A 20,642-nucleotide genomic window follows, 5' to 3' on the forward strand; every position below is an offset into this window, starting at 1 on the left:
TATTTTATACCACCCTAAATAAATTACTTTAAATAAAGTATACTACTATCGCTCATCTCCTAGCTTAGATTAAGGAACGCAACCCAACATAATTAAAATATCTGATTCATATTTTTTGTCTGAATCAGGATGTCCAGGATTTTAGGATTTTCAGGATTATTATTTGTAGGTTATTGGTGGGATGTTGAAATTTTCATTGTCTGAATCAGGATGTCCAGGATTTTAGGATTTTCAGGATTGTTATTTATGAATTGTCTGTAAATATTGAAAGATGATAAAATACAGTTACAGTAATAGTCAATAAGTAACAACAGATAATTTAATAATTTAACAGATAATTTATTTTATAAATCATCCCAAAATCTGTACTTCTCATAGACAATAAAACAATCACATCCTGTACATCCTCAAATCCTGGAAATCCTGATTCAGACAAAAAAATCCTCAAATCACCACTTCAAATCAACAACCACATCCTGAAAATACTCAAATCTTGGACATCCTGATTCAGACAAAAAAATCCTCAAATCACCACCTCAAATAAACAATCACATCCTGAAAATACTCAAATCTTGGACATCCTGATTCAGACAAAAAAATCCTCAAAATCCCCACTTCAAATAAACAATCACATCCTGATTCAGACAAATTAAACATGATATTTAGGATTAAAAACCTTCTTATATTCCAACTTTAACGCACCAAAATTAATCAATAAACCAACAGGAAAATTATAAGCAACCAAATAATTTTTCGCTTGTGCTAAATGAACATCTTCTAAATTAATTATCGCTTTCAACTCCACCACAACCTGATTTTCAACTATAAAATCCGCCCTTCGTGTTCCTACTTCAATTCCCTCATAATAAATTACTTGTTCTACCTCCCTTCCAAAACCTAAACCTGATTTTTGCAATTCAATTTCCATACATCTTTGATAAATAACCTCCTGAAAACCATTTCCCAAAGTTCGATGTATTTTCATTGCACACCCATTAATGATATATGTGATTTCATCTAATTTTTTATTTTGGGTATTGGGTGTGTTCATGGATGTACAGGATTGTTATTTGTAGGTTACTGGTGGGATATTGAAATTTTAATTGTCAGAATCAGGATGTCCAGGATTTGAGGATTTACAGGATGGTAATTTGTAGGTTATTGATGGGATGTTTAAATTGCCATTTTCTGAAATTGGACAGCATAATGAAGGTTCTATTATCAAAGCACGTCGTTTTTGGGTAAAAGGTGGTTGGCATCCACCAGATGATGATCCGCGACAAAGTAGTTTGACGTAGCCATCTGCTGGTGTAAATTTTTCTTGTTGCTATATATTAATGAAGAAACGTAGCAAAAGTATAAAAAAATCAGGAATATGTACAAAGCTCCTTTAAATTTTCCCACAGCAAAATCATTGTGTCGAAGTCTATTTGCGGCTGTGTTTAGCGGTAGTATGTTGATGCATTTTGGTGTTCAACCAGCAGCGGCACAAGTGATGGAGTTTTGTCAGTTATCACCAAAAGCGGTTAAGGAGAAACAACAACTACGTTTATCTGCACTCAAAGGGAATAAAGATGCTCAAAGTCGTTACCAAAGACTAGTAAAAGAACATTCACAAAAATTACAAGATTGTCGCCGTCGAAATTGGCCGCAAACTCAAGCTATCTGGTTGCGTTTATATCCTTGTGACACTCAGCCGGGAGTGATTGATCAGATTATGGATGAGATTGTCAATCGTGGCTATAACCAAGTTTATTTAGAAGCTTTTTATGATGGTCAGGTATTGTTACCAGCAGCAGCTAATCCCACGGTTTGGCCTGCGGTGGTTCGCATTCCTGGCAAAGAAAAGGTAGATTTATTAGCCGCAGGAATTAAAAAAGGGCAAGAACGGGGTTTAAAGGTTTATGCTTGGATGTTTACGATGAATTTTGGCTATACTTACAGTCAGATTCCGAGTCGAAAAGATGCGATCGCACGCAATGGTAAAGGTCAAAATAGCATAGCCGTTGTAGATAACCGTTCCCAGGTATTTGTTGACCCCTACAACCAGCAAGCAAAAAACGACTATTACCAAATGGTGCAAGAAGTCATGCGTCGTCGTCCTGATGGTTTGTTATTCGACTATGTACGTTATCCCCGACAAGCAGGAAGTGATTCTCTTGCTACTAAAGTTGCAGATTTATGGGTATTTACTCCCGCAACACAAGAAGCTTTAATGCGTCGTGCCAAAAATTATCAAGGTTTAGAATTAATCCGTCGCTTTTTGAGTAAAGGATATGTCACCGCAGGAGATATAAGTGAAGTTGATAAACTTTATCCCCAAGAAGATGAACCGATGTGGGAAGGACGTAACCCTCCAGTTGCACAAAAATCACTGCTGACACCAAACCAGAGACAACCTATTTTACAATCGGAATTATGGCTTTTGACAGTAGCTCATGCTATGCAAGGTATAATAGATTTTGTCGCCTTAGCCAGTTATCCAGCCAGTCAAAATAATATTCCTGCTGGGGTAGTATTCTTCCCAGATGGGAATCAAACCGTCGGTAAGGGTTATGATTCTCGATTGCAGCCTTGGGATAGATTCCCTAATTCCTTGGAATGGCATCCCATGTCCTATGCTACTTGTGGTAATGCCAGTTGTATTATGGAGCAAGTACAACGAGTTTTGAGTATGGCACAACCAGGTACAAAGATAATTCCGGCTTTAGCTGGTAAGTGGGGAGAACCTATAACTGGCCGTCCACCCTTGGAAGTGCAGATGGCAGCTTTACGGCAATTTTCACCCCAAATCAACGCAGTCAGTCATTTCGCTTATTCTTGGCAACATCCAGAACATGATGGCGATCGCAAATTCTGCCGTAATCAATAAAGAGGGTTTGCGGCTAACAAAGAGGGGGGAATTGGAATCAAAGTCCCCCTTGTTAAGGGGGATTTAGGGGGATCTAAAAGGTGTTTGAAAAGTTTATGGCTAACGCCACGCTACGCTATCGGCGAATATAATAGAGCCTACGGCACGCTGGCGCGTTAGCGGAGCTTTCGCTTTAGCGATACACTACTACACAAACAAAGTCCACCTATTCCTTCGGAACGCTACGCGAACGTGGACTAACACAAACTTAAGGTTTTCAAACCCACGGAGGTGGGTTTCGCCTGTGTAGACGCGGTTTTTAACCGCCCAGATATGTATGAATTTAGACTTTTCAAACATCCTCTAACAAGCTCATATTTTTATTAATGGTAAAGTAACAATAAATGTTGTACCAACACCAACTTGACTATTAAAAAAAATCTCTCCATCATGGGCTTCGACACACTTTTTCACAATTGCTAAACCCATACCTGTACCGCAAATACTACCAACGTTTTCTCCCCGATGAAAGGGAATAAATATTTGCTTTTGATCTTTTTTCGCAATGCCAATTCCCCAATCTTTAATTTTGAACGTGACTGTTTTTTCTTGTCTGGTTAATTCAAACTCAACTTTGCTATTCGGATGTGAATACTTAATAGCGTTAGTAATAAGATTTCCTAAAATGTGTCTTAGTAAACCTTCATCCCAAAGGGTTGAGCTAAAGTCACCATGACTCGTAAAGTCAATTTTCACGTGCTTTTCTAAAGCAGTTAAATGAGCATCTTCTAGTATTTGATGACAAAAAGCTTCTATATCTAATGGTTTGAGTTGACTTTGTAATTTACCAGAATCGGCTTTACCAATGAATGAAACTTCATCCAATAATTGCGCCATATTTTTGATGGCAGAACGAATCATTTGTAAATGATTAAATTTTTTCTCTTTGCTTAATTTATCATCATTGTTTTGCAGCAAACCCGCAGCTAGGAGTATAGTATTCAATGGATTACGAATGTCATGGGAAAGCATGGAAACAAATTCAGATTTAAACTGATATAGTTCTTGAGCTTTTACTAATTCAGCAGTTCTTTCTTCAACTCTAGTTTCTAATGTTTGATTGACTGTACGTAATTGTTCTAAAACTTGTTTTCTGGCGATCGCATACTGCACTGATCGCAATAAAACATCTGGATTTACTTGTCTTTTTACCAAATAATCTTGCGCTCCCTGTCGCACGGCTTCAATGGCTAATTCTTCATCATTGGTATTGGTAAGAACAACAATTGGTGTACTGGGTGCTTGGTTTATCAACAAGGGTAAGGATGATAATCCTTGACTATCTGGTAAAGTTAAATCCAACAAAATTACATCATAGGTCTGCTGATTTAATTCATGAAATGCGTCTCGTAATCTTTGGACATGAACTAGACTAAATTCTTTAGATTGGGCTTGCTTCATAAATTCTTGTAACAACCTAGCTTCCGCTAAGTTGTCTTCAACTAACAAGATTTTTACTGAGCAGGTTGCAGCCATCATGTTCAGGAGTTCAGGAGTTCAGGAGTTCAGAAGTATGGCTTGATGCCAAGCTTTACTATCAGGAGTATGGTTAACGCCACGCTATGCCTACGGCACACTGCATGAACGCTATCAGGAATCAGAAATAAAGAGATATATTCCCTATTCCCTATTTTTTTAATTTTTAACTCATTCCGATGGTAAAGTAGCGGTAGAAAACCAAAATTCTTCAATACCTTTGACTATTTGAAATAATTGAGTGAGGTTACGAGATTTGGTAATATAACAGTTTACGTGCAAGTCGTAACTGTGGTAAATATCATCTTCGTTTTTGGAAGTTGTTAACACTACCACGGGAATGCGTTTCAGTTTGGGGTCGGCTTTAATTTCTGCCAATACTTCTCGTCCATCCTTTCTTGGTAAGTTCAAATCGAGAAGGATGAGATCGGGGCGTAGTGCATCGGCATATTCACCTTCTTGACGTAGATAGGCCATTGCATCTATTCCATCTCTAACTGTCACTACCTGATGAGGTAGTGAACTAGTTTTTAATGCTTCTTGGATGAGACGGATATCGGCTTTATTATCCTCAACTAAAAAGATTATTTTGTGTGTTTCTTCCGTTTCTACGCTCACGTTCACGTCCTCCGGCTGGAATGGTAAAGTAGAAGGTTGCGCCCTGATTGAGTTGTGACTCTACCCAGATTCGCCCCCGATGGCATTCGATAATTTTTTTACAAATTGCCAAGCCCATACCTGTTCCTGGATATTCATCCCGTGTGTGTAGGCGTTGAAAGATGATAAAAATGCGATCGCTAAATTGCGGATCTATGCCAATTCCATTATCGCGTACTGAGAATAACCATTCATCCTCTAGTCTTTCTGCACCTATATGAATTTGCGGTGGTTCGTTACTGCGGAACTTGATGGCGTTACCTACCAGGTTCAAAAATAGCTGCATCAGTTGAGTTCCATCAGCCATGACAGTGGGTAAAGAGTCATGGGTAATAGTTGTCCCGGTTTCAGAAATGCGCTTGCGTAAGTTGCTTAACGCTCGTTCTAAGGCTGTATCTACTTCAGTTGCTTGAAATGCGATCGCTTGAGTATCTACTTTGGAATATGCTAATACATCATCAATCAAGGTTTGCATTAAGCTCACTCCCTCGACTGCATAATTAATAAATTCCTTCGCATCTTCATCAAGTTGAGCTTCATAGCGCATTTCTAATAACTGCACATAATTAGCTACTTGATTAAGTGGTTCTTGCAAATCATGGGAAGCCACATAAGCAAACTTTTTCAATTCCGCATTAGACCTTTCTAAATCCTGTGCTAACTGCGCTAATTCATCCGCTTGACGCAGAACAATATTAACAATTGCTTTCCGTAATTCTAATGCTGCTTTGATTTCTACAAATCGCCACGGTAAAGAAGTTAACCTAACTGTTTCTTTCCACAGTTCAAATGATTTACGGGGACACAGACGTAAATTTCCCTGTGATTGATTCACTTCAAAAGCTTTATTAGGATCTCCACCCCAATTAACTGTTTGAATCACTTCTGGTCTAAACCACAAAACATAATTTCGCTGGGAAATAGGAATAGCTAACAACCCACTAGCAACATTTTTGAAGCTAATTGCATCTGGGTATAAACTAGGCAGAGAATCCGTATAAAATACTTCATCATCTACATTATTTTTCAGCCATTCTACCAAAAAATTCAAATCTTCCTCTTTGGGCGTTTCACCAATCAGGGTGTAATTTCCCCCAAAGCAAACAGCGGCTCCTTTAGCACTGGTTAAATCTAGAAGATTTGGCTGATTTTTCACCAAACCATCAATGAAGTTATCTTCTTGGGACATATATTCAACTAACAGCGTTTGAATATATGTCAAATTCATCCGATAATCATAATCTTCTGTTTCTTCTCTAGCGGAAATTTCTGAAAATATCACTCTTCCTAAAAATTCGCACGCTTTCCGCAATTCATAAGAAACATATTTGGGTGTTTGATGATGACAAGCAATTAAACCCCAAAGCTTTTGATCTTTAATCAAAGAGATAGTCAAAGAAGCACCAACGCCCATATTATGTAAATATTCTACATGGCAATTGGCAGCACTTCTCAGACTAGATTTTGTTAAATCAACAGGACGATCAGTTACCGGATTATTGACAGGAAAAATTTCTACAGGTTCAAAATTAGCATTAGGAATTAACCTAATAGAATTCTCAATAAATAACTTTCTCGCAGGTTTGGGAATATCTGATTCTGGATAGTGTAACCCTAAATAAGGCTCTAACTCGGCTATTTTTTCCTCAGCAATCACAGAACCATGTCCATCATCATCGAATTTATAAAGCATAACCCGATCAAAATCGGTCACTTTCTGCACTTCTTGGACAATAATTTGACAAAATTCCCGCAGGTTCTTCGTACTTTCTAAACGATTGATAGATGCTCTTGCTAAATGGTAAAAACTGAGAAAGGGAATATTTTCTTGAGAAATAGCTGGTTCTAATTCTAAAATCAAAAACCCTTCCGAATTTCGGTGAAATATAGCATCAAATACTGAATAATCATCACCTTTTTTTCTAATCCAAATTTTTGTAGGGTTAATAAAATCCAGATTCTGTTCTGATAACCCGGATTTAATTCTCTCTAGTTGGTAGGGATCTACTAAATCTTCTAATCTTTTTTGCACCATATTTTCGGGAGATATTCCGAAAACATCTAAGGTGTTATTACTAATTTGTAATATTTTTAAATCTGGTTCTGCCAATACTAATAGAATGCCATGCGGTTGAATTTTGCTCGAAATATGAATTGGTGCTTCTTTCAAGCTCGTGATATTAACACTTGGAATAGTTTGCACTTGTAACCCGATATCCATCACTGTTCCCCTCTATTATTTAGGTGCATCAAGAGTGGAGTTAGCGATGGATTCTCTCACCTTTCAGGTTTAGTATCCTACCCAAATATAACTCTTTTTGCACTGTTAAATTAATTCGCAGATTATTCAGAAATATGCCGACACTGTGATAAAATTTTTATCAGTGTATTAGCGAAAAATCAATCAGCTATTAAGCTAATCTTTCATTCGCCATTGCCGTGTTTTTTTAATTTTCTAGTCTGGTCGATATCATTATTTGTGTTAGTTGTCATTGGGTAGAGTTACCCTAATTTGCCAACTGCATACACTTTAACAGTCAGTTATCCTCAATACCAATAAGAAATGTGAAATACAGGTGATTAACTAAACGCTGTTTATGTAGCTATGTTAAGTAAAAATCAAATCCAAGAGTTAAACCACATCCGCATTCTATAATCATCAGTAGACATAGGTAAACCCAAATAAATGGGCATCCAGAAAATGAAAGCCACCATGATACTGAAGGTAATTGTCAGTCCAAGTATACGCAGTTCCCGATAATAGCTACGAAGACACTGATCAATAAACCATGCGATCGCCATAAATGTAAAGACCACTGCACACATATAATGGTAGATAAAGACACAGCGATTTACCTTTACCCAAGGTAAAAAATTAGCAGCATAGTTGATAACTATATATAAACCAATCCAAATATCAGCACCTAGATTTTTGGGAATAAATACCCGTTTGTGTTTTATCCCTGGTATAACTATTTTTGCAAATAGCATCCCTATTAAAAATATCATCGCCGACAAGCCGAACCACCATAAAAAAGGATTACCCATTGCATGGACATCATAAATCACTTTTCCCACACCAGGAGGTAACGGTGGTCCAAGTACAGGAAGAGGATCTTTAAAACTCTGAGTCGTTTGGTAATAATAAGCCATTGGTCGAGTTAATAACGGCCATTTGTACCAAGCTGCACAGTAAGGATGTACGCTAGAGCTATTACCACCCAACTGAAGATGAAAATTCAAAATTTGTTTATGAACTTCTATAAATCCATATCTTTTATCTAGTTGTAAGTGAGGAATCCAAATTAGACTATAAATTATGGCGGGAATAATTCCCAAACAGGAAAACATCTGCAAAATACTGATTTGAGTCAAGTTTTGTAGTGGGGTTTGAATATTACTTTCATCACTGTTCAATTGAGAATTTATAGAATTAATTAAAGGATGAAGATAAGAAAATAAGGGAACACGAGGTGACGGTGCAAAAGATTGTAACCAGCGAATTATCCAAGCTGCTATCCATATCCCATAGGCACCGACTAGAAACCATAACCCATTCCATTTTGTACCAATGGAAGCACCAAAACTAATTCCAGCGATAATTAAAGCAAACCAACGTTGTTTATAATGCTTTTCTAAGGCTAATAGGAAAAACCATTGTCCAATCAAACCAAAAAAAACTATATAAATATTACTTAAAGCATATCGAGATTCTACTAAAAATAAACCATCACAAGTTGTAAAAAATCCTGCCAATAAAGCAAAACCCCGACGATAACTTAACTGATAAGTTAATAAAATAACTATTAAAGGAATCAATGAACCTGTGAAAGCATTTGCCCAGCGATAACTCCAAGGAGATAATAAAGAACCTGTTAAACCATTGACAGTATGTTGCCAAAAAGGAATATGATTACCAATCCAAATTCCTAGACCAATAATATATTGACTCAGTGGAGGATGAGCATTGAAAAAGGGTGTATGAGTAAGATAGTTATTACCAAATTGAGCAAAGTAAACTTCATCAAATACGAGGGTATTAAATCGGTCTAATCCCCAAAACCGTAAGCTAAATGACAGGATGAATATTGCTGTCATTCCTATCCGAAACCATTTTTTAGTCATGAGAAATTGGTAATTAGTGCATTTAAGTAGTGACGCAAGCTATCATACAGAATCGGTATAAAAATATTACCTCTTATGTAGATACTTTAGTTTTCAGTTTATAACCGCTGTAGAGTTGTAATTCCGGGTTATGAGGAAGATTATAATGCTCTAGTCAGAAAAAATTAACAATTATTCGAGATAATAACTGTACATAAAATAGCAGCTAGAACGCACCATGTCACAATTAGAACGACTGTTAAAAATGGCAGAAGATGAGCTAACTGAGTACAGCACTGATGCCAGGAAGATGGAAAAATTACGCAGGAAGATTGGTTTATCCGTATCTTTAGCGGAACAGAAGCAAATTAAAGAACAGTTATTAGCTACAATCCCATCTAGTAAAATTGCAGAAATTGTAGAAAACCAAAGACAGGCAGCAGCCTTACCATTTTGGGGAATTGCAGGTTTAGGTTTGTTATTTGGCATCTCTCTCAATCAGCCTATCTGTTTGTTAGCAGCCATAGTTGGTACTGTTGCAGCTTTCAGAATTCAGAAATGGGGTTGGCAATTGCAAGCAAATCGTCTCTTGTTACGCACATTAGAAGATATTGAAGCGCGTATTGCTCAACCAAACAAGTAATTAAGTAATTTTTCTCTATGCTTGTGTGAGAACATCCAGAGAATGCTCCTGATATTGCTAAACTAACAATTGTTACTGTTTATGATCGGTTTTTACTAAAAAGGCATTGATGGAGATAGCAATTATGACAAAGTATGATAAAATTTTTAATTCGGCAGAAACATCAGAAGAATCACTGAGTCCAGAAGAGGCAGTAGCGGCTATAGCTGTAATTACTGCAATAGTTGATTCTTCCATTGAGGACTTAGATGTAGAAAGTTTAGCGGATATACTGTGGGAATTTGAGGTTTTTGACGAATACTCAGCCGAGGAAATGTTAGAAATAGTTGATAGACTAGTAGCGATCGCAAAACATGAAGGACTAGGAGCATTATTTAATACCGCCAACGCCAGCCTTTCCGATGAGATAGTATTAGATGGCTTTGCTGCTGGTGTCATCATGCTTTTAGATGATGAAAACCTGACTATCCCCACACAAAAACAACCTTACATCAAACAACTACAGCAAGCCTTAGAACTAGAAGATATAGAAGCCGAAGAAATTATCAAAGAAGTAATAGCTGCAATAGAAGAAACAGAAGAAGAATATGCACCCCAAGAACACGAAACCGTCATCTTAGATGAATTTGGTCAGCAAGTATATCAATCACCTTTAGGTAATTTTGTTGTACCCATTCCTGTCACCCCAGAACAGGGGGGAAGAATTCAAAGCCAAGAAGGAATAGTTGGCTTTTCTGATGATGTCGGAACCTTACTGAGAATTGACTATTATCCTCTCCCTCCAGAGTATTTAGAGGAAATCGAATCTCAAGGACAGGAAAAATATCTCCACTCTATTCTCATTGAAAAGTATCTACCACAAGCCATTTTCGCCAATGTTCAAGGTGCAGAAATTAAATACACAGAATATCTGCAAGATACTTTAAAGGGCTATTATTATGTATTAGTTGATATGCCTAAAGGTTCAACAATTTCTAAACAAGAAAATAACGGTAATGCAATCAGATTAGATGCCTATCGAGGTTTATTAGCCTTTATTAATGGAGACTTTTTGTATATAGTTAGCAGTCAGCGGACATTTTTTAATGGTGATATTCCTGGTTCTATTTTAGATGAAGCTGAGGACATTAAGCAGAACATTTTAGAGTTTGTGGAAACTATGGATTTTAGGTAATTTGGAACTTTTGTGGTGGAAATTTAGGGGTGATGTTTGAGAAATAAACCCCCCTTTTAAACATTTAACATTGAGGTTATCAATGTCTTAGCTATTCAATGATTCAAGCCGCCAAAGCCATGAATTAAAGTGAGGACAATTATTCCGTATTGTTTCTAACCCTATTAATTCAGCCAGTTGTGAACCATCAGCAACCTTTCCTTTTTCATAAGCAGGAAACTGGGCAATGATGCGTTTACTAGGTGCTGTTTCTGCTCCATCATTAATCAATTCAGGTGTTTCATAACTATCAGTAATATTCTGGAGAATTTTAACTTTTTCTAAGCAGTTATCATAAATAAACTCAAAACAACTTGGATCAGAAAACAGATAAGCTTCGTATTCATGCAATTGAATATAGGGAATAAATCGCCGATCATCAATGTCCGCAGCGAAACTTTTTTCTAGGAATTCTACCCGTTGTTCAGGATTGTTGCGTAGTTTTTCAGAATCATTTAACCCCGGAAATTCAGGAGCGATCGCATACAAATCAATCATCGTTGTAAAGAACACATTAGAGCCTTTTTCCTGGTTGAGAAAACGCAAAATGTCATCCTTCATTGGTTCATATTTTCGACCACCTCCACGATGAACTTTACCTTTTCTTCTGGCATGAGCTATCAGTATAATTTTATCTAGAAAAACATCGTATTTAGCCAGATGTGGTTTCAGGATGTTATCAGCGAATGTTTGCTCAGTTTGCCCTTCTGCAAATAAATAGAGTCTGATCATTAGTGTGGACCTCCACCAATGATATTTTTCTCCCAGATTTCTCCTAAACTATATTCTTCTAACCAAGTTTCTAACTCTTCTGCATTTAACCTTTTAAATATTGATTCTTTATCTACTCTATCTACAGTAATTACATCTTCAGGATTAAAGTTATCTAAAAAAGCAGTAGATTGGGTACTAATTAAAATTTGTGTATGATAGGAAGACTTACCAAAAATCGCCGCTATAATGTTTAACGCATAAGGATGTAAACCCAATTCCGGTTCATCAACAATAATTAATTTTGGTATTTGTTCTTCAGGTTGCAAAAGCAAAGTAATTAAACAAATAGCACGCAATGTCCCATCAGAGAATTGATGAGGTCCAAAAACTTGATCTGAGCCTTTTTCTCGCCAATTGAGAATAACATTATTACCTCTAGGTTCAAGCACAAAATCATCAAAAAATGGGGCAATTAAACGAATGGTTTTAATAATACGCTGATAGGCTATATTATAATCTTCAAGAAATCTCAGAAGTAATGCGGCTAAATTCCCCGCATCAGACATTAACAACCTATTATCACCAACATAACAGGATTGACGAACTGCGGCAGTAGAAGATGTATCATGGAAATGGTAGACACGAAATTGAGATAACAAGTAATTAAGAGGGATAGCAGTTTGCAAACCTTCTGCTACTCCATCAATCATTTTTGATTCCTGATGTCCTGAACCCAAAGAATTAAAAAGTGATAGTAACCGAGAGTTATTTTCTAACCCCTTTGCAATCAAATTTTCTTCGCCAAAAATTAGTGTATCTCCTGCTGCATGACGCAAACTGAAATGATATTTATATGTAGCATCCCCAAATTCAAACTCTAATTGTGCTTCTATTTTTTGTGTTACCTTGGGTCCAAAATGTAAGAGAGAGTGAGCATAACCAGAGATACCAATATATTGTTGTAATCTATCACTCATCATCTCATTTAACATTTTAAAAAACGAAATGAGATTACTTTTACCTGCTCCATTAGCTCCAATTAATATGTTTAAAGGACGCAATTCAAGATCCATGTTTTTAATAGACTTGAATCCATTAAGTTTTAGTCTTTGTAGCATAATTAATAATTAGTATTTATCAACTTTATTCTAAGTTAAAATCGCTCCCCCCATTAACCGCGCATACCTATACTGCAACTCATCCTTCATCAACGGCCAACGCTCTAAATCCACATCCATATCAATTACTTTCTCTGCTGCTTGTCGCGCTAACAGCAACACATCCTCATCTTCCACCAAACTAGCCAAGGTAAAATCCGCTACCCCTGATTGACGAGTTCCCATCACTTCCCCAGGACCCCGAAAACGCATATCCATTTCTGAGATAAAAAACCCATCCTGAGACTGTTCCAACACCTTCAACCGTTGTTGAGCATCCACACTTTTTGAACTACTCATTAATAAACAGTAAGACTGGGCTGCACCCCGACCTACACGCCCTCGTAATTGATGCAACTGTGATAAACCAAATCTTTCCGCGTGTTCAATTAACATCACCGTGGCATTTGGTACGTCTACACCAACTTCAACTACAGTAGTAGAAACTAATATCTGCGTTTCATTATCCCGGAATTTGGTAATTGCTTCATCCTTTTCTGCTGAAGTCATGCGTCCATGCAATAACCCAACTTGAAAATCAGGAAAAATGCTTTCTTGTAATTTTTGATGTTCATCTACAGCCGATCGCAAATCCAGCTTCTCTGACTCTTCCACCAAGGGTAAGACTACGTATATTTGTCTACCTTGGGCAACTTCTCGGCGCATTAAATCGTAAGCTTGGGGTCGTTGCTGACCTGTTAATAAAGTTGTTTGAATTTGTTGTCTCCCTGGTGGTAATTCATCAATTTGACTTACATCTAAATCACCATGCACTGTTAAAGCTAATGTTCTAGGAATGGGAGTTGCAGTCATGGTTAAAACATGAGGTTGTTCGCCTTTTTGTTGTAATTTCGCTCTTTGTTCTACACCAAAACGATGCTGTTCATCAATAACAACTAAACCCAATCTTTGGAAATTGACTTTATCTTGAATTAAGGCATGAGTTCCTACTAATAAAGGTAATTCACCTGTTTCTAATTGAGAATGTATTTCTCGCCTTTTTGCTGTTTTTGTCGAACCTGTTAATAATTCAACTGGCAAATGTAACAAGTTAAACCAACTTACTAATTTGCGATAATGTTGTTCTGCTAATACTTCAGTCGGAGCCATCAAGGCTGCTTGATAACCCGATTGAATGGCGGCTAAAATAGCGACTACCGCAACGACTGTTTTACCTGAACCCACATCACCCTGAACTAAACGATTCATCGGTGTAGATTTTTGTAAGTCGTTGAGGATGTCGTTGATCACTCTTTGTTGAGCGCCAGTAAGTTTAAAAGGTAGAATTTCGTTAAATTGTTCTAATAATTTGCCCTTTGGTGCTAGGACGGCGCTGGTTTGAATTTCTTTAGCTTTTTTCTGACGTTGTAATAAACCAATTTGCAGATAGAAAAATTCATCAAAAACCAAACGACGGCGGGCTGTTTTTAAAGTATTGCTATCTTCAGGAAAATGAATATTGGCGATCGCATCCTTCAATTCCATCAAACCATACTTTTGCCGCAAACCACCCGGTAAAGGGTCTTTCAAAAGCGCCGCCGCAGGTAAAGCCGAAATTACAGCTTGTCTGACTGTATTTGCCATAACTCCCTCAGTTAAAGCATAAATCGGTACAACCCTGCCAATAGTCAGCGAATCAATGGCATCTCCTGGATTTGCCAACACTTCCAACTCTGGGTTATCCAGCGTTAAACCATATTTACTAGCTTTAACCAAACCACAAGCAGCTATCACACTACCCACAGCATAACGGCGTTTTAAACTTTCCTGCCAACCACGACTGCTAAATCGCGCCCCAGCATAAAAACGGCTAACCTTAATTTGCCCTGTATTATCTTTCAGCATCAATTCTAAAATTGATAACTTCTTGTTTTTAGGGCTAGTAAAAAAATTACAACGCTTCACAGTCGCTATTATCGTTACTGTTTCACCCCCCTGCAACTCTTGAATATTCACTTGACGTGCATAATCAATATGATCACGAGGATAGTAAAACAATAAATCACGGATAGTTAATAAATCTAACCTTGCTAAATTTTCGGCTTTTCTAATGCCAATTTCTGGTAAATCGCTGAGTTTTTGGTCAATTTTAGGAGCTAATCGCTTACTAACTTCAGCAACGATAGGGGTTGTGGGAATTTGGGCTTTGCTTGGGTATATTCTCCCTTGTTCCCTTTCGCTTTTCTGCTCCCCCTCCGCCAATTCTTTTTGTAATTGGTAGAGATATCTTCTGACTTCTGCCACTAAATGCTGTCTGACTTGTACTTCCCAATTTGGATATTCAGCAAATTGCATTGCTATTTGGTGCCAGTGCGATCGCTCTTTTGGTGGCAAACCTGGGGGGAATTTCCCAAAAGTCAAACTGAGAAATTCACTGAAGCGATATTGCTTACCCACCAAATCGGTAAAACCATGTTCAGCCTCTACAGCCAAGGCTTTATGCAATCTGATCCAATCGGGCATTTCATTAGTCATTGGTCATTAGTTATTGGTCATTGGGCTATTTATCTCCTCTGCTCCTCTGCTCCCCTGCTCCCCTACCACTCTTTGCTGTCACCTGTCACCTGTCACCTGTCACCTGTCACCTACAACTAGTCCTCAAACCAACTAGCACGCCAAGCAGCTTCTGCTTCTGCAACTTTTAGTTCTCGTTGCTTTTTTTGATAATCTCGTCCCAATTTACTCAACTGAAGTAAAGTATTACGGATTTGCTTGCGCCCTGACAAGAGTGTGGTATCAGCAAATTCAATTTCTCCCAGTCGCAAGTTAATAGTCGTCAGTTGCGTCAAACGAGCTTCTTCTGCTTCCTGCTCACTACTAATTTCTATAACTATGTTTAATAGGTTGGGAGGACCCGGTATCATCTCACCAGAAACTTCTGAGGCTGCGGCCGCTGCTGCTAAAATTGGTTCTGGTAATTTGTTGGGTAAAATCCCAGCTTTTTGAAACAAAACATTAGCATCATGGGAAATTTTTTTTAGCGTTTCCTGAATTCCTGCTTCCAAATCCTGATGCCATTCTGCCAGATCTACAGGGTTGGAAGGGTCTAAATATTTGGGATTTGGGATTTTGGACTTTAGTGAAGCAGCCTCCCTATTAGTGGTTTCCGTCGATGGAGGAGTGCTGAAGCTAAAGGGATTATTTTCACTTTCGTCAATTTCCTGGGATTCCTCAATTTCCTGATGTTCTTCATGTTCTTCATGGGTCTGATTTTCCTCAGATTCCTGAGTAGCCTCTCCCTGAATATAAACAAGCAGCTGTTCAGCGCCTTTTTGACCTAATTTACGAATACCTTGTTGTAATTTTTGCCGTTGACTCAATGACAACTTGAGAAACTTGTCAGCATATCCCTGAGTACAAAGGTGATAAGCTGCCAAAATCAACTGTTTTTGTAAGGATTTGCCCAGTATATTTAAATAACTAACATAATTGCTGTGGAGTTCAGTGGCGATCGCTCTAATCGCCTCTTTTAGCATTGTAATATCCTGTTCTATTCGCTCAATTGCTCTGGCCATATCTTCTCGTTATTTTCCATCTGAACCAATACAAAAATGTTAACAATTGCTTACTTCAAATCACTGCCACATTCACAAACACAGGATTTGAGATTTTCAATTACCTCTAGTGTACTGAATTCCAATAAAATACAGGCCAGCAAAGCTTGCTAGACCTGTTATTTCCGTAACAATTAATCAAAAGCTGATAGTCAAAAGCCTTTAGTTAATTGTTAATTATAAATGTATAACAACTGACTAATGACTAATGACTAAATTACTAATGACTAAATTACTTAGCGCCCATTTGAGCAGCAACTTCTTCAGCAAAGCTAATCTCGTTCTTTTCAATGCCTTCACCTAGTACATAGCGCACAAAGCGATGCACTTGGATCTCTTCACCTACTTTAGATTTAACTTGCTTCACCAATTCTTCTACCGAGATATTTTGGTCACGGATATAAGGTTGATCCAGCAAAGTCATTTCTTTAAGGCGTTTGTCAATCCGTCCTTGAACAATTTTTTCTTTAATGTTCTCTGGTTTGTTGCCCAAATCATCCTTGCCCATTTCGATAGCTTTTTCTTTTGAAATAACTTCGGCAGGGATTTTGTCTATACTCACATACTCGACATTAGGACAAGCCGCAACTTGCATTGCTGTATTTTTAGCCAAGCTGCGGACATCTTCATTACCAGCAGCTGATTGAGTTTGGGCATTGAGTTCAACCAAAACACCAACTCGACCACCAGTATGAATGTAGCTGTCTACTATGCCTGATGCGCCTTGTGCTGTAGAAAAATTTACAAAGCGACGCACCTGAATATTTTCACCCAGGGTAGCAATTACTTGCTTGATAAATTGATCTACAGTCACGTTGGCATCTTGAATATAGGGTTGAGTCAACAAAGACTCCACACTATCAGCTGTTGCAGCTTGTTTTGCCAGGTTCTTAACTAAAGATTTAAAAGCCTCGTTACGGGCAACAAAATCTGTTTGGCAGTTGACTTCTATGAGTACACCTACTTGACCATCAGGTTGAATGTAGGTGTCTACTAGACCTTCTGCTGCGATGCGATCGCTTGCTTTATCTGCCTTGGCAATACCTTTTTTACGTAGCCAGTCTATAGCTTCGTCAATATTGCCTTCTGTTTCTTTCAACGCCTTTTTGCAGTCCATCATGCCAGCACCGGTTTTTTGGCGTAGCTCTTGGACGAGTTTTGCAGATATTTCCGCCATGTTGCCTCAATTCCTAACTTGACCTAGAGTTGTGATCGCTCACGGGTGTTGAGTATTTCTATCTTACTCAGGGCTGGTGAAGAAAAGCGATGAAGTTTCATAGGCTATTCTTCAGAGGGCGTATTGCCATACGCCCTGACTAACTTCTGCTTATTCTTCTTCTTCCTCGTCGGGAATCAGCGCATCAGTGTACTCACTTTCATCGTAATCGTAATCTTCTTCAGCGCCTTCGTAATCTTCGTAATCTCCTTCCGCTTCCAGCTGACCATGACGGCCTTCATAAATAGCATCTGCTAATTTGCCAACAATCAACTTAATTGATCTGATTGCGTCATCATTGGCTGGAATGGGAATATCTACTACATCTGGGTCACAGTTTGTATCCAACATGGACACAATAGGAATACCCAATTTTTCGCATTCTTGAACCGCGTTATACTCCCGACGTTGGTCAACAATAATCACCACATCAGGAACTTTCCGCATATTTTTAATGCCACCCAAGTATTTTTGCAGCTTCGTCATTTCCCGACGTAGCATTGACGCTTCTTTCTTGGGTAATAAATCTAGTGCGCCGTTTTCTTCCCGACGTTCTAAATCTTTGAGACGTTCTGCTCTGGTTTTGATAGTAGCCCAGTTAGTGAGCATTCCACCTAACCAACGTTGGTTAATGTAGTGAGAACCACAACGGGTAGCTTCTTGAGCAATAATCCCTGCTGCTTGGCGCTTTGTGCCAACGAACAAGAATTTCTTCCCTTGCTCTGCTTGCGATCGCATATAGTTGTAGGCATTATCCATCAACTGGGCTGTTTGCACCAAATCAATGATATGTACACCATTGCGGGAAGTGTAGATGTAAGGAGACATCTTCGGGTTCCAACGTCGGGTTTGATGCCCAAAGTGAACACCTGACTCCATCATCTGAGCCAAAGAAACAACTGGCATATTTTCTTACTCCTATTCGGGTTAAACCTCCACCCAGGTGCATTTCCATAACGGAAACACCCGAATTCCCGGATGTGCGGAATTTAGACAACTATACTAGGGTAGCACAAATCTGTTGACTTGGTGAGAAACATAGATTTTTTTAGTGCTGGCGTAGATTTGCTGAACAACAAATTTATAAACTAAAAGAAAAAATAGAGTCATAAAATAAATAATTCTGTGATTATAAATTAAGCATTTATTTATAATAAAAATATTAGCTCTGTTGAATAACGAGGGTAAATACCATGTTCAAGATACAACCACCTACCGCAATTGATTTTGACCCAGCAATTGTGGCGAAAAATAAGGATGAACAACCTATTTTGATGATAGATGTGAGATTTTCCGCCATGTATGCTTCCCCAGAACTGAATATATTAGAAATGGAGAAATACAAACATATTCCTTTTTTAATGTTTGTGAACTCCAATGTCATCAGAATCTTTAAAAGTCTGAATTTTGAAGAAGTAGCGAGATTTGATACTAAAAAAGTTTTAGGATTTTATGATGCAGATAGTATCGAAGGAATTATCTATCAATCTACTTTAATCACTTTAATTCAATCTTGGTTAAGAGATTTAGATTATCATTGGAAAAGTGAAAACCCTCCTTACATTGAGGAAATGAAGGAAATTGGTTTATTTGCTCTTTTGGATGATATCACTACAGAGGAGCTACAATTATTATGATAATTATTATTTATTTAGAAACTAATTCCATCATGGCAATTGCCAAAGGAAGAAATAAAGAATTAGAAGATTTTGTTTATCAATCTTCAGATAAAATCAAGTTTGTGATTCCCAGTATTTGCTTGATGGAAACCCTAGTAGCGATAGAAAGAGAAGAAAAACGTAGTCAATCTTTTTCTCAAAGTATTCAAATAGAGATGAATGAAGGTAAGAGGAATAAAGAATTAGCCAATTCTGATTCTTTCGTCAATTATTTAGAACTTTGTTTGATTGACCATGGAAAATTACTACGTGATTTTAGAAAACGTTTTTTGAAGATTCTCGAATATCTGAAAAATCATAGTGAATTGATTGAACCAAGTATTGAAATGTTAGAAAATACCTTAAATGCTCCTTTAATACCCGGTAGAAATCAAAAGCGAGATGATTTTATTTTACAGGTGATTTTATCTCATGCTCAGAATAATTTATCAATTCCCAAAATATTTTTTAGTGAAAATACTAAGGACTTTGATAATACTAATATTCAACAGGTATTAGCTAATGTGGGAATTAATTATTTTAGTAAAGTATCTAATTTACAAGGACGGTTAAATGAACAATAGTAAATGTCAGAATGTAGGGGTTTAGCATTGCTAAATCCTTACACCATGAAAATTGATATAAAATAAGTTTTAATCAATAATTTAATGTGATAAAATATAAGATGATTTACCGATTTATGAAAATCATAGGTTATGACTACAACTAGGTAAAAAATATGAAAGCCTTAGAAGTGACAGGTAAAATTCAACAAGGAAAATTAACCTTAGATCATCCTTTAGGAATTGATGATTTTCAGGAAGTCAAGGTAATTATTCTTTTACCAGAAGCAAGTGATCATGATCCTGATGATACTCCAATTGCGGAAATAGAAGAGAGTTTAACAAGAGCTTTTCAAGAAGTTAAATCTGGTCAAACTAGATATATTTCTGAGTTATGGGAGAGAATTGAAAGTGAATGATATAAATAATATCTCAGTTCAGTTTTCTCCTGAATTTGAAAAGCAACTGTATAAACTATCAAAACGTTATCGAAAAATTCGTGATGATATTGAACCCGTTATTTTACAGTTGCAGCAAGGGGAAATTATAGGCGATCAACTTGTAGGGTTAGGAGAAGAATATCAAGTTTATAAGGTGAGGATTAAAAATAGCAATATTCAAAAAGGCAAAAGTGCCGGATATCGGCTTATTTATTATTTACAAACTGCTGACAGTATTATTTTGTTAACAGTTTATTCCAAGTCAGATCAAGAGGATATTGGTGTTGTGAATATTAGAGCAATTATAGAACAAGTTATGGAATAATTATTACCAGC

18 protein-coding genes are annotated in these 20,642 nt (G+C 37.4%); 7 read left to right on the plus strand and 11 right to left on the minus strand.

Going from position 1 to position 20,642, the window contains the following annotated elements:
• Positions 1 to 649: 649 nt before the first annotated feature.
• Positions 650 to 1,051 (minus strand): GxxExxY protein, encoded by a 402-nt coding sequence (locus ACLLO5_RS14405; RefSeq protein ID WP_413171202.1) that lies wholly within the window; start codon positions 1,049 to 1,051, stop codon positions 650 to 652.
• Between the two features lie 324 nt (positions 1,052 to 1,375).
• Here ACLLO5_RS14405 and ACLLO5_RS14410 point away from each other — a divergent pair, with 324 nt between their 5' ends.
• Positions 1,376 to 2,872 carry a family 10 glycosylhydrolase gene (locus ACLLO5_RS14410; protein WP_413171203.1) on the plus strand — a complete coding sequence of 499 codons (1,497 nt, stop codon included), beginning with the start codon at positions 1,376 to 1,378 and terminating at the stop codon, positions 2,870 to 2,872.
• Positions 2,873 to 3,223: 351 nt separating this feature from the next.
• Here the strand turns inward: ACLLO5_RS14410 and ACLLO5_RS14415 are convergent, their stop codons facing one another.
• From ACLLO5_RS14415 to ACLLO5_RS14430, 4 genes are all read right to left on the minus strand, one after another.
• Positions 3,224 to 4,387 carry an ATP-binding protein gene (locus ACLLO5_RS14415; protein ID WP_413176096.1) on the minus strand — a complete coding sequence of 388 codons (1,164 nt, stop codon included), beginning with the start codon at positions 4,385 to 4,387 and terminating at the stop codon, positions 3,224 to 3,226.
• Positions 4,388 to 4,558: 171 nt separating this feature from the next.
• Positions 4,559 to 5,005: a response regulator gene (locus ACLLO5_RS14420; RefSeq protein ID WP_413171204.1), complete on the minus strand. Its 447-nt coding sequence runs from the start codon at positions 5,003 to 5,005 to the stop codon at positions 4,559 to 4,561.
• Positions 4,959 to 7,265, minus strand: coding sequence for an ATP-binding protein (locus ACLLO5_RS14425; RefSeq protein ID WP_413171205.1), 2,307 nt, complete (start codon positions 7,263 to 7,265; stop codon positions 4,959 to 4,961). Before ACLLO5_RS14425 ends, ACLLO5_RS14420 begins: the two co-directional genes overlap by 47 nt.
• 398 nt (positions 7,266 to 7,663) lie before the next feature.
• On the minus strand, positions 7,664 to 9,169 hold the full coding sequence (locus ACLLO5_RS14430; protein WP_413171206.1) for a dolichyl-phosphate-mannose--protein mannosyltransferase: 1,506 nt from the start codon (positions 9,167 to 9,169) through the stop codon (positions 7,664 to 7,666).
• Between the two features lie 217 nt (positions 9,170 to 9,386).
• Here ACLLO5_RS14430 and ACLLO5_RS14435 point away from each other — a divergent pair, with 217 nt between their 5' ends.
• Both ACLLO5_RS14435 and ACLLO5_RS14440 read left to right on the plus strand, forming a co-directional pair.
• Positions 9,387 to 9,791, plus strand: coding sequence for a hypothetical protein (locus ACLLO5_RS14435; RefSeq protein ID WP_413171207.1), 405 nt, complete (start codon positions 9,387 to 9,389; stop codon positions 9,789 to 9,791).
• A 124-nt stretch (positions 9,792 to 9,915) separates the two neighbouring features.
• Positions 9,916 to 10,965 carry a hypothetical protein gene (locus tag ACLLO5_RS14440; RefSeq protein WP_413171208.1) on the plus strand — a complete coding sequence of 350 codons (1,050 nt, stop codon included), beginning with the start codon at positions 9,916 to 9,918 and terminating at the stop codon, positions 10,963 to 10,965.
• An 87-nt stretch (positions 10,966 to 11,052) separates the two neighbouring features.
• Here ACLLO5_RS14440 and ACLLO5_RS14445 read toward each other — a convergent pair whose 3' ends face one another.
• The 6 genes from ACLLO5_RS14445 to rpsB all read right to left on the minus strand — a co-directional run bounded on the left by ACLLO5_RS14445 (position 11,053) and on the right by rpsB (position 18,551).
• Positions 11,053 to 11,736, minus strand: coding sequence for a DUF4276 family protein (locus ACLLO5_RS14445; protein ID WP_413171209.1), 684 nt, complete (start codon positions 11,734 to 11,736; stop codon positions 11,053 to 11,055).
• A complete protein-coding gene (locus ACLLO5_RS14450) occupies positions 11,736 to 12,836 on the minus strand; it encodes an AAA family ATPase (protein WP_413171210.1) in 1,101 nt (366 codons plus the stop codon). The genes ACLLO5_RS14445 and ACLLO5_RS14450 overlap by 1 nt, the downstream gene beginning before the upstream one ends.
• Before the next feature lie 30 nt (positions 12,837 to 12,866).
• Positions 12,867 to 15,350, minus strand: coding sequence for an ATP-dependent DNA helicase RecG (gene recG, locus ACLLO5_RS14455; protein WP_413171211.1), 2,484 nt, complete (start codon positions 15,348 to 15,350; stop codon positions 12,867 to 12,869).
• A gap of 116 nt (positions 15,351 to 15,466) precedes the next feature.
• Positions 15,467 to 16,390: a hypothetical protein gene (locus tag ACLLO5_RS14460; RefSeq protein WP_413171212.1), complete on the minus strand. Its 924-nt coding sequence runs from the start codon at positions 16,388 to 16,390 to the stop codon at positions 15,467 to 15,469.
• A gap of 271 nt (positions 16,391 to 16,661) precedes the next feature.
• Positions 16,662 to 17,606, minus strand: a complete 945-nt coding sequence (gene tsf / locus ACLLO5_RS14465; RefSeq protein ID WP_413171213.1) for a translation elongation factor Ts — start codon at positions 17,604 to 17,606, stop codon at positions 16,662 to 16,664.
• A 150-nt stretch (positions 17,607 to 17,756) separates the two neighbouring features.
• Positions 17,757 to 18,551 carry a 30S ribosomal protein S2 gene (gene rpsB, locus ACLLO5_RS14470; RefSeq protein WP_413171214.1) on the minus strand — a complete coding sequence of 265 codons (795 nt, stop codon included), beginning with the start codon at positions 18,549 to 18,551 and terminating at the stop codon, positions 17,757 to 17,759.
• A gap of 287 nt (positions 18,552 to 18,838) precedes the next feature.
• On the opposite strand from rpsB, the gene ACLLO5_RS14475 reads away from it, so the two are divergent.
• From ACLLO5_RS14475 to ACLLO5_RS14490, 4 genes are all read left to right on the plus strand, one after another.
• Entirely contained in the window at positions 18,839 to 19,282 is a 444-nt protein-coding gene (locus ACLLO5_RS14475) for a hypothetical protein (protein ID WP_413171215.1), read from the plus strand.
• Complete coding sequence (locus tag ACLLO5_RS14480) at positions 19,279 to 19,887, plus strand: PIN domain-containing protein (RefSeq protein ID WP_413171216.1); 609 nt, start codon at positions 19,279 to 19,281, stop codon at positions 19,885 to 19,887. The genes ACLLO5_RS14475 and ACLLO5_RS14480 overlap by 4 nt, the downstream gene beginning before the upstream one ends.
• A 155-nt stretch (positions 19,888 to 20,042) precedes the next feature.
• Positions 20,043 to 20,285, plus strand: coding sequence for a hypothetical protein (locus tag ACLLO5_RS14485; protein WP_413171217.1), 243 nt, complete (start codon positions 20,043 to 20,045; stop codon positions 20,283 to 20,285).
• A complete protein-coding gene (locus tag ACLLO5_RS14490; RefSeq protein ID WP_413171218.1) occupies positions 20,278 to 20,631 on the plus strand; it encodes a type II toxin-antitoxin system RelE/ParE family toxin in 354 nt (117 codons plus the stop codon). The genes ACLLO5_RS14485 and ACLLO5_RS14490 overlap by 8 nt, the downstream gene beginning before the upstream one ends.
• Positions 20,632 to 20,642: the final 11 nt, after the last annotated feature.

Source organism: Anabaena azotica SJ-1 (assembly GCF_047275885.1).
Classification (GTDB): Bacteria; Cyanobacteriota; Cyanobacteriia; order Cyanobacteriales; family Nostocaceae; genus Trichormus_B; species Trichormus_B azotica_A.

Bases quoted from the DNA above. Each gene is read 5' to 3' on its own strand.
- tsf (WP_413171213.1), bottom strand. From the start codon at position 17,606: ATGGCGGAAATATCTGCAAAACTCGTCCAAGAGCTACGCCAAAAAACC.
- recG (WP_413171211.1), bottom strand. From the start codon at position 15,350: ATGACTAATGAAATGCCCGATTGGATCAGATTGCATAAAGCCTTGGCT.
- ACLLO5_RS14405 (WP_413171202.1), bottom strand. From the start codon at position 1,051: ATGAACACACCCAATACCCAAAATAAAAAATTAGATGAAATCACATAT.
- ACLLO5_RS14480 (WP_413171216.1), top strand. From the start codon at position 19,279: ATGATAATTATTATTTATTTAGAAACTAATTCCATCATGGCAATTGCC.
- rpsB (WP_413171214.1), bottom strand. From the start codon at position 18,551: ATGCCAGTTGTTTCTTTGGCTCAGATGATGGAGTCAGGTGTTCACTTT.
- ACLLO5_RS14415 (WP_413176096.1), bottom strand. From the start codon at position 4,387: ATGGCTGCAACCTGCTCAGTAAAAATCTTGTTAGTTGAAGACAACTTA.
- ACLLO5_RS14485 (WP_413171217.1), top strand. From the start codon at position 20,043: ATGAAAGCCTTAGAAGTGACAGGTAAAATTCAACAAGGAAAATTAACC.
- ACLLO5_RS14425 (WP_413171205.1), bottom strand. From the start codon at position 7,265: ATGGATATCGGGTTACAAGTGCAAACTATTCCAAGTGTTAATATCACG.
- ACLLO5_RS14445 (WP_413171209.1), bottom strand. From the start codon at position 11,736: ATGATCAGACTCTATTTATTTGCAGAAGGGCAAACTGAGCAAACATTC.
- ACLLO5_RS14460 (WP_413171212.1), bottom strand. From the start codon at position 16,390: ATGGCCAGAGCAATTGAGCGAATAGAACAGGATATTACAATGCTAAAA.
- ACLLO5_RS14410 (WP_413171203.1), top strand. From the start codon at position 1,376: ATGTACAAAGCTCCTTTAAATTTTCCCACAGCAAAATCATTGTGTCGA.
- ACLLO5_RS14430 (WP_413171206.1), bottom strand. From the start codon at position 9,169: ATGACTAAAAAATGGTTTCGGATAGGAATGACAGCAATATTCATCCTG.
- ACLLO5_RS14475 (WP_413171215.1), top strand. From the start codon at position 18,839: ATGTTCAAGATACAACCACCTACCGCAATTGATTTTGACCCAGCAATT.
- ACLLO5_RS14435 (WP_413171207.1), top strand. From the start codon at position 9,387: ATGTCACAATTAGAACGACTGTTAAAAATGGCAGAAGATGAGCTAACT.
- ACLLO5_RS14440 (WP_413171208.1), top strand. From the start codon at position 9,916: ATGACAAAGTATGATAAAATTTTTAATTCGGCAGAAACATCAGAAGAA.
- ACLLO5_RS14450 (WP_413171210.1), bottom strand. From the start codon at position 12,836: ATGCTACAAAGACTAAAACTTAATGGATTCAAGTCTATTAAAAACATG.